This window comes from Achromobacter sp. CSND-B12 (genome assembly GCF_052906545.1).
Genome location: NZ_JBREGJ010000001.1, coordinates 3,930,146 through 3,943,776, shown reverse-complemented (window position 1 = coordinate 3,943,776; position 13,631 = coordinate 3,930,146). Strand labels below are relative to the sequence as shown.

The following is a 13,631-nucleotide window of genomic DNA, read 5'->3' as shown; positions in this document are numbered from 1 at the left end:
CCGCCGGCCTGCAACGCTCATGACGCCACCCATCATTCGACACCACAGCGGCCCCCCGGCCACGCCGCCCAACAACGACAACCGGATCGCGCTGGTCCTGGCGTTGCTGGTGCACGCGCTGCTGCTGGCCGTGTTGATCTTCAACCTGAACTGGCGCACTGAAAACCCGGGACCGGTGGAAGTGCAGCTGTGGGCCGACGGCAATTCGCCGGTCTCGCCCCCGCCCCAACCGCAACCCGAACCGCCCAAGCCCCAGCCCAAGCCGCAACCCGAGCCCGAGCCGGAAAAGCAGCCCGAGCCCCCGCCGCCGCCGCCCCCGCCCAAGCCGGAGCCCCAGGCCCAGCCCAAGGCCGACGAGGTCGATCCCGAGATCGCGCTGCAGGAAGCCAAGAAGAAGAAAGAGAAGGAAGAACAGGCCCGCCAGGCCGCCGAGGCCGCCAAGGAAAAGGCGCGCCTGGAGGAAGAGCGCAAGCAGGCCGAGCTGAAGGAAAAGAAGCGCCTCGAACAGGAACGCCAGGCGGCCGAGAAGGCCGCCGCCGACAAGGCTGCGGCGGAGAAGGCGGCTGCGGACAAGGCCGCTGCCGAAAAGAAGGCCAAGGAAGACGCCGCCAAGAAGGCAGCGGCTGAAAAGGCGGCTGCCGAGAAGGCCGCGGCTGAAAAGGCCGCGGCCGACAAAGCCGCCGCTGAAAAAGCCGCCGCCGAAAAGAAGGCCAAGGAAGAAGCCGCCAAGAAGGCCGCGGCCGACAAGGCCCTGAAGGATGCGTTCCGCAACGACGCCCTGGGCGCGGCCGGCATTCCCGGCGGCACCGCCGACCGCAACCAGGCCGGTGGCGGGCGCGACAGCGGCTATGGCGCCAAGGTGCGCGCCTGCGTGCAACCCGGCGTGGCCTACCCGCCGCCGCCGCGCAGCGGCTCGGACAATCCGACGGCCCAATACCGGGTACAGTTAGGTTCTGACGGGAAGGTTAACGGGGTCACGTTGACCAGTTCCTCCGGCAACGCGGGCTTCGACCGCGCGGTCGAGACCGGCATCCGCCGCTGCAACCCCTTCCCCAAGCCTTCGACCGGCCGCTACGAGCCCATCATTGACGTTGTGTACAGAATGTATGATTGACAGGAGATTGCTGATTATGACTCCCGCCCATAGCCGACGAGCTTCCCCCCTCGTTCTCTGGCGATCGTATGGATTCGGCCTGTTGCTGCTGGCGCTGGCCTGCCTGATGGCCCTCAAGCCCGCCCAGGCCCAGCTGCGTGTCGACATTTCCGGCACCGGCGCCACCCAATACCCCGTTGCCATCGCCGATTTCGCGGTGGACGACGCCCATGGCCGCGCCCTGGCCGAAGTGATTCGCGCCGACCTGACCCGCACCGGCCAGTTCCGCCTGATCAGCGCCGCCGGTTCGGGCCTGAACGTCGATTCGCCCATCGCCCATGACGACTGGCGCGCCAAGGGCGCCGACTTCATCGCCTACGGCAGCATCGTGCGCGGCAACGACGGCCGCTACGACGTGCGCTACCGCCTGGCCGACACGGTCAAGAAGGGCCAGCTGGATGGCGTCGCGTTCTCCGGCACCGAGCAGGAACTGCGCCGCGTCGCCCACCAGATCGCCGACCGCATCTATGAAAAGATCACCGGCGTGCGCGGCGTGTTCTCGACCCGCATCGCCTACGTGCTCAAGCAAGGCGCCACCTACGAACTGCAGGTGGCTGACGCCGACGGCCAGAATCCGCAGGTCGCCCTGCGTTCGCGTGAGCCGATCATCTCGCCGTCCTGGTCGCCCGATGGTTCCAAGCTGGCGTACGTGAGCTTCGAATCCGGCAAGCCGGTGGTGTACGTGCACACCCTGGCCACCAGCGCCCGCGTGCCGGTCGCCAACTTCAAGGGCAACAACAGCGCCCCCGGCTGGTCGCCCGATGGCACCCAGCTTGCCGTGGCCCTGACGCGTGATGGTCTGTCGCAAATTTACATCGTTAGCGCGGCCGGCGGCTCGAATATGAAGCGAGTTACGCGTTCTCCCGGGATTGACACCGAGCCGAGCTTTACGCCGGACGGCCGTTCCATTATCTTTACCAGTGACCGCAGCGGCGGGCCGCAAATTTACCAAACCGGCCTGGACGGTGGCGATGCTCGCCGCCTCACGTTTAATGGTGGTTACAACATCTCACCCCGAATTTCCCCCGATGGATCGACGCTGCTGTACGTTGCCAGACGCGACGGCGCGTTTCGAATCGCATCGTTGAACCTGTCCTCCGGCTCGGAGAACTTGTTGACCGATGGTCGTGACGATCAGTCGCCAAGCTTCGCGCCGAACGGCATGCAAGTCCTCTACGCCGCGATCCAAAACGGACGTAGCGTGCTTGCAGGTGTTTCGAGCGATGGTCGCGTACGGCAGACGCTTTCGGTACTGAACGGGGAAATACGTGAACCGACTTGGGGCCCATTTACCCGATAACACGTGTGACTCTCTTTGCAAAGGAACTATCATGAAGTCGCGCATTGCCAAAAGCCTAACCATCGCCGCTCTGGCCGCCACCCTGGCAGCTTGCAGCTCCGTCCCTCTCGACGATAAAGCGGGTCAGGGCGGAGGCGCTGGCCAAGGATCCTCGGCCTCCGGCCAGATCCTTGATCCCTTCAACCCCCAAAGCATCCTGGCGCAACAGCGCTCGGTATACTTTGACTTCGACAGCTACACGGTGTCCGACCAGTACCGCGGCTTGGTGGAAACCCACGCCCGTTACCTGGCTTCGCACCAGCAGCAGAAAATCAAGATCGAAGGCAACACCGACGAACGCGGCGGCGCCGAATACAACCTGGCCCTGGGCCAGCGCCGTGCCGACGCCGTGCGTCGCATGATGACCCTGCTGGGCGTCAGCGACAACCAGATCGAAACCATCAGCTTCGGTAAAGAAAAGCCGAAGGCGACTGGCTCGTCGGAAGCCGACTTTGCGGAAAACCGCCGCGCCGATATCGTTTATCAGCGCTAAGCTTTTCGTATAGTTAAGTGCCCCACCACGCGTCGGGACGGTCAGCCGGCCGTCCCGACGTTTGTTTTTATCCCCGGGAATTTTCATGCGCGATTACGTTCTGTCCCTGCGTCCCTTGATGGCGGCCACTGGCCTGGTGCTGGCGGCCCTGGCGGCCCCCGCCCACGCTTTCTCCGATGACGAGGCCCGCAAGGCCATCCTGGATTTGCGCCAGCAGGTGCAGCAGCAGAACGAGCAGAGCCAACGGGCCAAGCTGCAATTGGCCGATCAGATCCAGGCCCTGCAGCAGGAAGTCGCCCAGTTGCGCGACCAGCTCGAGCTGGTGTCGCGCCAACAGCCCAGCGCCAACAAGCCGGGCGGCGCCGCCGGCGGCGCCAACCCGCCGGGCGCGACGGCCGGCGATCCGCAGGAGCAGGCCGCCTACGACGGCGCCATCGACCTGTTCCGCAAGGGCCAGTACAAGGAAGCGTCCGAATCGCTGGCCGCCTTCACCGCGCTCTACCCCGCCAGCCAGCTCGCGCCCAGCGCCCAGTTCTACCTGGGCAGCAGCCGCTACGCGCTGAAGGACTTCAAGGGCGCCATCGAACAACTGAACGCCATGGTGCAGAAGGCGCCCGACAACGCCCGCGCCCCTGACGCCCTGCTGGTCATCGCCGGCAGCCAGATCGAGATGAACAACCGCGCCGGCGCCAAGACCACGTTGCAGCGCATCGTCCGCGACTACCCGACCACGCCGGCCGCCAACACGGCCAAGAGCCGCCTGCAACTGCTGCAGTAATGGCGGAAGCCGCAACCGCGGTCGCCGCCTACCGGCACATCCTGCGCCGCCGGGCAGGGCTCATCGCCCTGCTGCTGGCGGCGATTTGCATTGGGCTGCTGCTCGATTTCACGCTCGGTCCCTCGGGCCTGGGCTGGGGCGAGTTGTGGCGCACGCTGAGCGCGCCGGCGTCGGCCGATCCGACGCTGCGCGTCATCGTCTGGGATATCCGGCTACCTTACGCCCTCATGGCCGCGCTGGTCGGCATGGCGCTGGGCCTGGCGGGCGCGGAAATGCAGACCATCCTGAACAATCCCCTGGCCAGCCCATTCACGTTGGGCGTGTCGTCGGCGGCCGCCTTCGGCGCGTCGCTGGCCATCGTGCTGCACCTGGGCGTGCCCGGCATCCCCGACGGCTGGCTGATCGCCGGCAATGCCTTCCTGTTCGCCCTGCTTGCCGCCCTGATGCTGGACGGCGTGGCGCGGCGCGGCGGCATGAACACGTCGGGCGTGGTGCTGTTCGGCATCGCCATGGTGTTCACTTTCAACGCGCTGGTGTCGCTGGTGCAGTTCACCGCCAGCGCCGAGGCGCTGCAAAACCTGGTGTTCTGGACCATGGGCAGCCTGGCGCGCTCGAGCTGGACCACCGTGGCCACGCTTGGACTGGCCTTCGCCGTGGCATTGCCGTTGGCGTTGCGCCAGTCCTGGAAGCTGACCGCCCTGCGGCTGGGCGAGGAACGCGCCGCCAGCTTCGGCGTGGACGTGCGCCGCGTGCGCGTGACGGCGCTGGCGCGCGTCAGCCTGCTGTCGGCGCTGGCGGTGGCGTTCGTCGGCACCATCGGCTTCATCGGCCTGATCGCGCCGCACATCGCCCGCCGCCTGGTGGGCGAGGATCATCGCTTCTTCCTGCCGGGCAGCGCGCTGGTCGGCGGCGTGATCCTGTCGCTGGCCTCGGTCGCCTCCAAGAACCTGGCGCCAGGCGTGATCGTGCCAGTGGGCATCGTCACTTCGCTGATCGGCATCCCGTTCTTCGTGGCGGTAGTGCTGCGCCGGAGGCTGCCATGACGGCCGCCCCGCAGCCGGCGCTGGCGATCGAAGGCATCACCGCCGGCTATGGCGGCACGGACGTGCTGCACGATCTGTCGCTGCCCCGGCTGGACGCGGGCGAAGTCACGGCCCTGCTGGGTCCCAACGGTAGCGGCAAATCGACGCTGCTCAAGGCGCTGGCGGGCCTGGTGAAGGCGCGCGCCGGCCAGGCGCGGCTGGACCACCTCGATCTGACGCGGATGGATTTCGCGACCCGCGCGCGCCATCTTGTCTACCTGCCGCAAAGCCTGCCTGCCGCCGTGCACCTGCGGGTGTTCGAATCGGTGCTGGTGGCCGCCCGCGCCAGCCAGGCCGAAGGACCGCCGGCGGATCTGCACGGGATCGACCGGCTGCTGGAGCGGCTGGGCATCGCTCACCTGGCGCTGTGCTACCTGGACGCCCTGTCGGGCGGACAGAAGCAGCTGGTGGGGCTGGCGCAGGCGCTGGTGCGCCGTCCGCGCGTGCTGCTGTTGGACGAGCCGCTGTCGGCGCTGGACCTGAACTACCAGTTCCACGTGATGCGGCTGCTGCGGCAGGAAACCGCGCAGCACGGGCTGATCACGGTGATCGTGCTGCACGACCTGAACGTGGCCCTGCAGCATGCCGACCGCGCGGTGATGATCCATGGCGGCAGGCTGGCCGCCGCCGGCGCGCCTGCCGAGGTGATCACGCCAGCGTCGCTGGCGGCTGTATATGGAGTGCAGGGCCGGGTCGAAGCCTGCTCGCGCGGACGGCTCCAGGTGCTGATCGACGACCTGGAAGCGCGTCCGCACTGACCGCTACGTCCCGCGCGGGACCCTGAGGCCGGCGGTCCGGCGGCCAGGCAACGCTAGGCGCGCTGCGCGACGTCCGCAACCGGCGCGCCGGTCATGGCGGCCAACTGCTGCGGCGTCAGGTTGAACACGGCGTGCGGGTGCCCCGCCGCCGCCCACAGGCTGTCGTACTGGAACAGGTCCTGGTCGAGCAGCATGACCGGCTTGACCGCGTGGCCGATGGGGCAGACGCCGCCGATGGCGTAGCCGGTCATGTCGCGCACGAACTTGGCGTCGGCCTTGGCCAGGGCGCCGACCTGCTGCGCGACCTTGGCCTCATCGACGCGATTGACGCCGCTGGCGATGACCAGCACCGGCGCATCGTCCGCGGCCCGGCGGAAGATGATCGACTTGGCGATCTGGGCCACTTCGCAGCCCAGCCCCGCGGCCGCTTCCGCCGAGGTCTTGCCGGTCTGCGGTAGCACCACCACCGGCTTGTCATGACCCATTTCGGCGAGCAGTCGGGCGACGCGTTGGGCGGACTCGGGAAGATCGGCGGGGGTGGCGGGGGACATCTGGCGAACTCCGTTCAAGGGAAAAAAGATCGGGAAACGAGTTTATCAGCCCCCGCCAATGCCCCCGCCGCGGGCGCGGGCGTGCCGTGGGCGGGGGAGCGAACCGGCTAGAATGCCCGCCTGGCTTTCCCAACCCGATCCGATGCGTTCAGAACCCGTCCTGCCCCTGCAAACCGCCGACATCGGCGGCTATGCCATGTCCTACACCGAATACGGCGAGGGCGAGCCCCTGGTGCTGGTGCACGGCTCGCTGTCGGACTGTCGCTACTGGAAGTCGCAGATGGCGCCGCTGGGCCGCTCGTTCCGGGTGCTGGCGGTGTGCCTGCGGCGCTACTGGCCCGAAACCTGGGATGGCGAAGGCGAGGGGTTTTCGGTGGCGCAGCATGGCGCCGACGTGCTGGCCTTCATCGACCAGGTCGCGGGCCAGCCGGCCCACCTGGTAGGCCATTCTCGCGGCGGCCGCGTGGCGCTGGAGGCGGCGCTGGCGCGCCCCGACGCGCTGCGCAGCCTGACGCTGGCCGACCCGGGCCTGCCGCTGCCCGGAGACAACGATCTGCGCGGCGGCTTCCGTCAGCGCGCGCTGGAATTGATCCGCGACGGCGCGCTCGAAGAGGGCCTGGCGCTGTTCGTCGACACCGTGACAGGGCCGGACACCTGGCAGCGCATGGTGCCCTGGTTCAAGGAGATGGTGCGCGACAACGCCGGCACGCTGTTCGGCCAGGCCCGCGAAACGCCCGCCACCCTGAGCCCGGAACAGATCGGTTCGCTGGCCCTGCCGACGCTGCTGATCGGCGGCGCGCTCAGCCCCGCGCCCTACCCCGCGGTACTCGACGCGCTGGCGCACTGGCTACCCCAGGCGCGGCGCGTCGACATCGCCGGCTCGTCGCACGGCATGAACCTGGGCAACCCGCGCGCCTTCAATGGCGCCATCGAATCGTTCCTGCGCGGCTGACCCCGCGCGCCGTCAGGGTTCGACCGACGGCGTGTGCTTCAGGCGCTTGAGCACGAAGGTCGAGCGGCTGTGGCGCACGCCGGGCAGCTTGTAGAGCCGCTTGCGCAGGAATTCCTCATAGCCTTCGGTGCCCGCCACCGCGACCTTGATCAGGTAGTCGTATTCGCCCGTCACCAGGAACGCCTCCACTACCTGCGGCAGGCGCGTGATCGCCTCGCCGAAGCGCGCCAGCGTGTCGTCGTCGTGGTGTTCGAGCGTGACCTCGATCATCACCGTGTCGGGCAGGCCCAGCGCCTTCTGGTTCAACAGCGCCGCGTAGCCCTCGATCACGCCCGCGTCCTCCAGGGCCTTGACCCGGTTCCAGCAGGGCGTGGGCGACAGGCCCACCTGCTCGGCCAGTTTCAGGTTGGTGAGGCGGCCATCGGTGCGCAGCGCGCGCAGGATCTTGCGGTCGGTTTCGTCGATTTTGGGCGGGGTGGACACGGCTGAGAATTCGCAGAAGAGAATATCCCTGTAAAACTTAATTTTATAGGATATATATTCCTCTACCTCTGCGGAAATGGCGGGAAACAGGAAACCTATTTTCCCGACCCGGTCGTAGACTTTCCAGCAAGACGGGCATTACCCCGCCCGTCGGATCCAGCGCCTGCGCCGCGGCACAACCCGGCCTTGGCGCCGGTGTAGTCCACCGCAGTTGCCGCGCGCCGATCCGCGCGGCGGGAAATCATGTCTCACGCAGCAGCAGTACCCGCAAGAACCGGCCTGGGCCTGTCCGGCACCGCCATGCTCCTGGCCGCGCCGGCGCTATTCGCCTCCAACATGGTGGCCGCCCGCTGGGCCCACGACGCCGCCCTCCCCCCCGTTTTCCTGGCCTTCGGCCGCTGGCTGATCGCCTTCCTGATCCTGTTGCCGCTGGCCGCGCCGGCCTTGCTGCGGCATCGCCAGGCGCTGTGGCGCGGCCTGCCCACGCTGCTGCCGCTGGCGGTGTTGGGCATGGGCGTGGCGGTGGCGCCGCAGTACATCGGCGCCCAGAGCACCAGCGCCACCAACATCGCCCTGATCTTCTCGTGCAGCCCGATCCTGGTGGCGCTGCTGGAAGCGATCATCTGGCGCAAGCCTCTCTCGCCGCTGCGCGCCGCCGGGCTGGCGCTGGCGCTGGGCGGCGTGCTGGTGGTGCTGACGCGCGGCGACGCCTGGGCGCTGGCGCGGCTGGCGTTCGGCCAGGGCGACCTGTGGGTGCTGCTGGCCGCCACCGGCTGGGCGTTCTATACGGTGCTGCAGAAGCGCCTGACGCTGCCGGCCGTGCCGGACGGCGCGCGGCTGGCGGCGATGATGCTGGGCGGCGCGATCGCGCTGGCGCCCTTCGCCGGGATCGAGGCCGCCGCCGGCGCCACTCCCCCCTGGAGCGATCCGCGCCTGGCGGCGGTGCTGCTGTTCCTGGCGGTCGTGCCGAGCCTGGGCGCGTACTACGTCTACGGCCGGCTGATCAGCCGCGCCGGCCCCGCCACCGCGGGCCTGTCGATGTTCCTGGTGCCGGTGTATGCGGCGTTGCTGGCCTGGCCGCTGCTGGGCGAGGCGCCGCAGCTATTCCATGCCTATGGCTTCGTGATGATCCTGTCGGGCGTGAAACTGGCGTCCTTGCGCATGCGGACGACGACGGCCGGCGCCGCCGCGCCGGCCTGAGGCGCGAGAAAGAAAAAAGGGCCACCCGCGCGGGTGGCCCTCGTTACGGGCAGCTCCGGATTCAGCGGCCCGTGCCCTGGGCCGCGATCACTTCCTGCGCCACCTGGCGCGGCGCTTCGGCGTAGTGCTTGAACTCCATCGTGTAGGTGGCGCGGCCCTGCGTCAGCGAGCGCAGCGAGGTGGAGTAGCCGAACATCTCGGCCAGCGGCACCTCGGCGCGCACCACCTTGCCGCCGCCCCCGGCGATGTCTTCCATGCCCTGCACCATGCCGCGGCGTGACGACAGATCGCCCATGACGTTGCCGGTGAAGTCCTCGGGCGTTTCCACCTCGACCTGCATCATCGGCTCCAGCAGCACCGGATCGGCGCGCCGCATGCCTTCCTTGAAGGCCATCGAACCGGCCATCTTGAAGGCGTTCTCGTTCGAATCCACGTCGTGGTACGAGCCGAAGAACAGTGTCGCCTTGACGTCGACCACCGGGTAGCCCGCCAGCACACCGGCGTTGAGCGCCTCGCGGATGCCCTTGTCGACCGCCGGGATGAACTCGCGCGGCACCACGCCGCCCTTGATGGCGTCGACGAATTCGTAGCCCTTGCCCGGCTCCTGCGGCTCGAGCTTGAGCACCACGTGGCCGTACTGGCCGCGGCCGCCCGACTGCTTGACGAACTTGCCTTCGACCTCGTCACAGGTCTTGCGGATGGTCTCGCGATAGGCCACCTGCGGCTTGCCCACCGTGGCCTCGACGCCGAACTCGCGCTTCATGCGGTCGACCAGGATTTCCAGGTGCAGCTCGCCCATGCCGGAAATGATGGTCTGGCCGGACTCCTCGTCGGTGCGCACGCGGAACGAGGGATCTTCCTGCGCCAGCCGGCCCAGGGCGATGCCCATCTTTTCCTGGTCGGCCTTGGTCTTGGGCTCGACCGCCTGCGAGATGACCGGCTCGGGGAACACCATGCGCTCCAGCACGATGACGTGCGCCGGGTCGGTCAGCGTGTCGCCCGTGGTGACGTCCTTGACGCCCACCGCGGCGGCGATGTCGCCGGCGTAGACCTCGGTGATTTCGCGCCGCTCGTTGGCATGCATCTGCAGGATGCGGCCCAGGCGTTCCTTCTTTTCCTTGACCGGGTTGTAGACCGAGTCGCCGGACTTGACCACCCCGGAGTAGACGCGGAAGAACACCAGCTGACCCACGAACGGGTCGGTCATGATCTTGAAGGCCAGCGCCGAGAACGGTTCCTTGTCGGTGGGATGGCGCTCGATCTCGTGGTCGCGCTCGTCGTGGCCCTTGATGGCGGGCACGTCGACCGGCGACGGCAGGTAGTCGATGACCGCGTCCAGCATGGCCTGCACGCCCTTGTTCTTGAAGGCGCTGCCGCACAGCATCGGCACGATCTCGTTGGCGACCGTGCGCTGGCGCAGGCCCTGCTTGATCTCGGCTTCGGTCAGCGCCTCGCCGCCCAGGTATTTCTCCAGCAGCGCCTCGTTGGCCTCGGCGGCCTTCTCGACCATCTTGTCGTGCCACTCCTGCGCCTGCGCCTGCAGCGCCGCCGGAATGTCGCGATACTCGAAGCGCACGCCCTGGCTGGCGTCGTCCCAGATGATGGCCTTCATCTTGACCAGGTCGATCACGCCCTCGAAGCCGTCTTCGGCGCCCACCGGCAACTGCACCGGCACGGCGTCGCCCTTGAGGCGTTCGCTGATCTGGCGCTGCACGCGCAGGAAGTCCGCGCCGACGCGGTCCATCTTGTTGACGAAGGCCAGCCGCGGCACGCGGTACTTGTTGGCCTGGCGCCAGACGGTCTCGGATTGCGGCTGCACGCCGCCGACCGCGTCATAGACCATGACCGCGCCATCCAGCACGCGCATGGAGCGCTCGACCTCGATGGTGAAGTCGACGTGGCCCGGCGTGTCGATGATGTTGATGCGGTGTTCGGGATAGTTGCCGGCCATGCCTTTCCAGAAGGCGGTGGTGGCGGCGGACGTGATCGTAATGCCACGTTCCTGTTCCTGTTCCATCCAGTCCATCACGGCGGCGCCATTGTGCACTTCGCCGATCTTGTGGGTGATACCGGTATAGAAGAGGATGCGCTCGGTGGTCGTCGTCTTGCCCGCGTCGATGTGGGCGCTGATGCCGATGTTCCGGTATAGCTCGATAGGCGTCTTGCGAGTCATGGCCTCGTTCCTTGCAGTAATCACCAGGAATGGGCGGCAGGTCCGACCGGATACTGCCGCGGCGGGCGCCATGCCGCGTTGAGAGGTGTGCTCGGGGATTGCGAAACCGCGCCCGCACTATCCGTGAATATTACGCGCCGCGAGCCGGTTTACAAGCTTTAGCCATAAGCGCCATAGGGAATGGCGCGGACAAGAAAAAGCCCCTCGGCGGGAGGGGCCTGGCATGCGTCGGCGCCGGCGGGCCTGACAGCGGCCTGACACCGGCGGCGGGCAGCGGTGTTACTTCTTTTCTTCCTTGACGCGGTACACCAGCACGGCGGTGCTGGCCAGCGACAGCACCTTGGCGGTGACGCTGCCCAGCAGCAGGCGCGACAGGCCGCTGCGGCCGTGGCTGCCAATGAAGATCAGGTCGCAACCGGCGTCGGCGGCGGCCTGGACGATGCCGTCGGCCACGTTGAAGTTGGACACGGCGCGCGCCTCGGACTTCACCCCGGCGGTGTCGGCGCGATCGGTGATCTGCTTGAGGTACTTGTCGGCCTGTTCGGCCGAGGCTTTCTCGTAGTCTTCGTCGGTGATGGCGTAGGCCGCGGCCATGCCGTCGAAACCGATGGTGGCGGCGAACGGCTGCGTCACGTAGAGGGCGACGACGTCAGCGCCCACCGAGCGCGCGAAGGAAATGCCGGCGTTGGCGGCTTGGGCCGACAGCGGCGAGCCGTCGGTGGGAATCAGGATCTTCTTGAACATCTTGCCTGCTCCTGTTTGAGAGGAAGTTCCATGCTACCGGAAACCCGCCAGGTTCACATCAAGCGAACCCGGGGTCCTTGATGCGCGTCAACCCAGTTGCTGGGCGGCAGCGAACAGGTTGGTGCAACGCGTCCCGGTGCGGCAGTACGCCAGCACCGGGCCCGGCAGCGTGCGCAGCAGTTCGGCGAAGCGGACCACGTCCGCGGCGGTCATGGCGCTGCCGACGACCGGCTGGTATTCGATTTTCAGACCGGCGGCAGCGGCGGCCTTGGACACATCGGCGGCGGTCGGCTGGTCGGGGCCGCCCTCGAAATCGGGACGGTTGATGATGACGCTCTTGTAGCCGGCGGCCGCCACGTCGGCCATGTCGTCGGGCCCCAGTTGCGGGGCGACGGCGAAATTGTCGGTCAGGGGCTTGATCGGTGCGGACATGGCGATTCCTTGATGGCGAGGTAGAGAGGGCTGGATCCTATTATTGCAGGTGCCGTTTCAGCCGAACAGTTTTTCCAATACGCTCCAGGCCCCGCGTTCGTCCGCCATCGACACCGAAAAACGCAACATGGTGGATGGCGCCTGCGATGGCGAGAACAGCGTGCCCGGCGCCAGCAGCATGCCGCGGTCGGCGGCGGCGCGGGCCAGCACCTCGCTGTCGCGGCCGCAGTCGGCCCAGACGAACATGCCTGCCTGCGGCTCGTGAGGGACCGTCAGGCCCAGCTTCAACAGGCCTTTCAGGCAGCGCTGGCGGGCTTCGTCCACCCGCTGGCGCACACGCTCGATATGACGCCGGTACTGGCCTTCCATCAGCACCCGGTGCACCACCCGTTCGCCCAGTTCGGGCGAGGTCAGGCCCGCCAGCATTTTCAGGTCGGCCAGTTTCTGCAGGATGTCGGGATTGGCGGCCAGGTAGCCGACCCGCAGGCTGGCGGCCAGCATCTTTGAATAGCCGCTGACCAGGATCACGCGGTTCAGGCGATCGAGCACCGCCAGCTTCATGGCGCCGCCGGGGTGCAGATCGCCATACGTGTCGTCTTCCACCACCATGAAATCGTGGCGCTCGGCGATGCGCAGGATGTCGTAGGCGGCGCCGGCCGACAGGGTATGGCCGGTGGGGTTGTGCACCGCGCTGTTGACGATGAAGAGCCTGGGCTTGTGCTGCGCCGCCAGTTGCTCCAGCTGCGCGATGTCGGGACCATCGGGACCGCGCGGCACGCCGATCAGCCGAGCGCCGAACGCGGCCAGCCGGCCGAAGATGACGAACCACGCCGGATCCTCGACCAGCACGGTGTCGCCGGGCTGCACCAGCAGGCGGGCAATCAGGTCCAGGCCGTGCGTGACGCCGTTGGTGGTGAGCAGGTTGCGATCGGGATGGGCCGGCACGCCTTCGCTCTGCAGCGACGCCGCGATCTGCTGGCGCAGCGGCGAAAATCCCTGCGGATGCCCGTAGGACACCAGATGGCCGCGCACCGAGCGCCCGACGGCGCGCACCGCGCTCGCCACCATGTCCGGATCCAGCCAGTCGGCCGGCAACAGGCCGGCGCCGCCCGGCATGCCCGGGCCGCCACCTTCACGGAACATGCTGCGCAAGAGCCAGGCGATATCCACCCGCGCGGGCGGCGTGAAACCCTGGCTTTCGGGAACCGCGGCGGCCGCGGCCAGCGGGCCGTTGCGGGCCCGCACGAAGAAACCGGCGCCGCGGCGCGACTGCACCAGGCCGCGCGCCACCAGCCGGTCGTAAGCCTCCACCACCGTAAATCGGCTGACGCCGGATTGCTCGGCCATCTTGCGGATGGAGGGCAGGCGGGTGCCGGGACGCAGGCCCTGCTCGTCGATACGGCGGGCCAGGCCGTCGGCCAGTTGCGCCACCAAGGTGGCGTCGGCCTGGCGCACCGGCTGCCAGGGCATGGAGGGGGAGGCAACTGTCATGG

The 13,631-nt window shown here is 67.9% G+C and carries 14 protein-coding genes; 8 read left to right on the top strand and 6 right to left on the bottom strand.

Going from position 1 to position 13,631, the window contains the following annotated elements; translation table 11 throughout:
• Positions 1 to 19 precede the first annotated feature (19 nt).
• From tolA to ACUTAG_RS18535, 6 genes are all read left to right on the top strand, one after another.
• The gene (gene tolA, locus ACUTAG_RS18560; protein WP_006388740.1) at positions 20 to 1,114 is read left to right on the top strand and encodes a cell envelope integrity protein TolA; all 1,095 of its coding nucleotides are present in this window, start codon (positions 20 to 22) and stop codon (positions 1,112 to 1,114) included.
• A gap of 16 nt (positions 1,115 to 1,130) precedes the next feature.
• Positions 1,131 to 2,453: a Tol-Pal system beta propeller repeat protein TolB gene (gene tolB, locus ACUTAG_RS18555; RefSeq protein ID WP_006388739.1), complete on the top strand. Its 1,323-nt coding sequence runs from the start codon at positions 1,131 to 1,133 to the stop codon at positions 2,451 to 2,453.
• Between the two features lie 31 nt (positions 2,454 to 2,484).
• A complete protein-coding gene (gene pal / locus ACUTAG_RS18550; protein WP_006388738.1) occupies positions 2,485 to 2,985 on the top strand; it encodes a peptidoglycan-associated lipoprotein Pal in 501 nt (166 codons plus the stop codon).
• Positions 2,986 to 3,070: 85 nt separating this feature from the next.
• Positions 3,071 to 3,763 carry a tol-pal system protein YbgF gene (gene ybgF, locus ACUTAG_RS18545; RefSeq protein WP_006388737.1) on the top strand — a complete coding sequence of 231 codons (693 nt, stop codon included), beginning with the start codon at positions 3,071 to 3,073 and terminating at the stop codon, positions 3,761 to 3,763.
• The gene (locus ACUTAG_RS18540; protein ID WP_006388736.1) at positions 3,763 to 4,806 is read left to right on the top strand and encodes a FecCD family ABC transporter permease; all 1,044 of its coding nucleotides are present in this window, start codon (positions 3,763 to 3,765) and stop codon (positions 4,804 to 4,806) included. The genes ybgF and ACUTAG_RS18540 overlap by 1 nt, the downstream gene beginning before the upstream one ends.
• Positions 4,803 to 5,603 (top strand): ABC transporter ATP-binding protein, encoded by an 801-nt coding sequence (locus ACUTAG_RS18535; protein WP_054446654.1) that lies wholly within the window; start codon positions 4,803 to 4,805, stop codon positions 5,601 to 5,603. The genes ACUTAG_RS18540 and ACUTAG_RS18535 overlap by 4 nt, the downstream gene beginning before the upstream one ends.
• A gap of 53 nt (positions 5,604 to 5,656) precedes the next feature.
• Here ACUTAG_RS18535 and ACUTAG_RS18530 read toward each other — a convergent pair whose 3' ends face one another.
• Positions 5,657 to 6,154, bottom strand: a complete 498-nt coding sequence (locus ACUTAG_RS18530) for a YbaK/EbsC family protein (RefSeq protein WP_006388734.1) — start codon at positions 6,152 to 6,154, stop codon at positions 5,657 to 5,659.
• Positions 6,155 to 6,296: 142 nt separating this feature from the next.
• Here ACUTAG_RS18530 and ACUTAG_RS18525 point away from each other — a divergent pair, with 142 nt between their 5' ends.
• Positions 6,297 to 7,106, top strand: coding sequence for an alpha/beta fold hydrolase (locus ACUTAG_RS18525; RefSeq protein WP_148317523.1), 810 nt, complete (start codon positions 6,297 to 6,299; stop codon positions 7,104 to 7,106).
• A gap of 12 nt (positions 7,107 to 7,118) precedes the next feature.
• On the opposite strand, the gene ACUTAG_RS18520 is transcribed toward ACUTAG_RS18525, so the two are convergent.
• Entirely contained in the window at positions 7,119 to 7,589 is a 471-nt protein-coding gene (locus ACUTAG_RS18520; protein ID WP_006388732.1) for an Lrp/AsnC family transcriptional regulator, read from the bottom strand.
• A 243-nt stretch (positions 7,590 to 7,832) separates the two neighbouring features.
• Between ACUTAG_RS18520 and ACUTAG_RS18515 the strand changes: the two genes are divergently transcribed.
• Entirely contained in the window at positions 7,833 to 8,789 is a 957-nt protein-coding gene (locus tag ACUTAG_RS18515) for a DMT family transporter (RefSeq protein ID WP_026382460.1), read from the top strand.
• 61 nt (positions 8,790 to 8,850) lie between these two features.
• On the opposite strand, the gene fusA is transcribed toward ACUTAG_RS18515, so the two are convergent.
• The 4 genes from fusA to ACUTAG_RS18495 form a co-directional block, all read right to left on the bottom strand.
• Positions 8,851 to 10,962 (bottom strand): elongation factor G, encoded by a 2,112-nt coding sequence (gene fusA, locus ACUTAG_RS18510; protein ID WP_006388729.1) that lies wholly within the window; start codon positions 10,960 to 10,962, stop codon positions 8,851 to 8,853.
• Positions 10,963 to 11,241: 279 nt separating this feature from the next.
• Positions 11,242 to 11,706, bottom strand: a complete 465-nt coding sequence (locus ACUTAG_RS18505; protein ID WP_006388728.1) for a universal stress protein — start codon at positions 11,704 to 11,706, stop codon at positions 11,242 to 11,244.
• Between the two features lie 87 nt (positions 11,707 to 11,793).
• On the bottom strand, positions 11,794 to 12,138 hold the full coding sequence (locus ACUTAG_RS18500; protein ID WP_006388727.1) for a TIGR01244 family sulfur transferase: 345 nt from the start codon (positions 12,136 to 12,138) through the stop codon (positions 11,794 to 11,796).
• 57 nt (positions 12,139 to 12,195) lie between these two features.
• On the bottom strand, positions 12,196 to 13,593 hold the full coding sequence (locus ACUTAG_RS18495; RefSeq protein ID WP_085941815.1) for an aminotransferase-like domain-containing protein: 1,398 nt from the start codon (positions 13,591 to 13,593) through the stop codon (positions 12,196 to 12,198).
• Between the last annotated feature and the right edge of the window lie 38 nt (positions 13,594 to 13,631).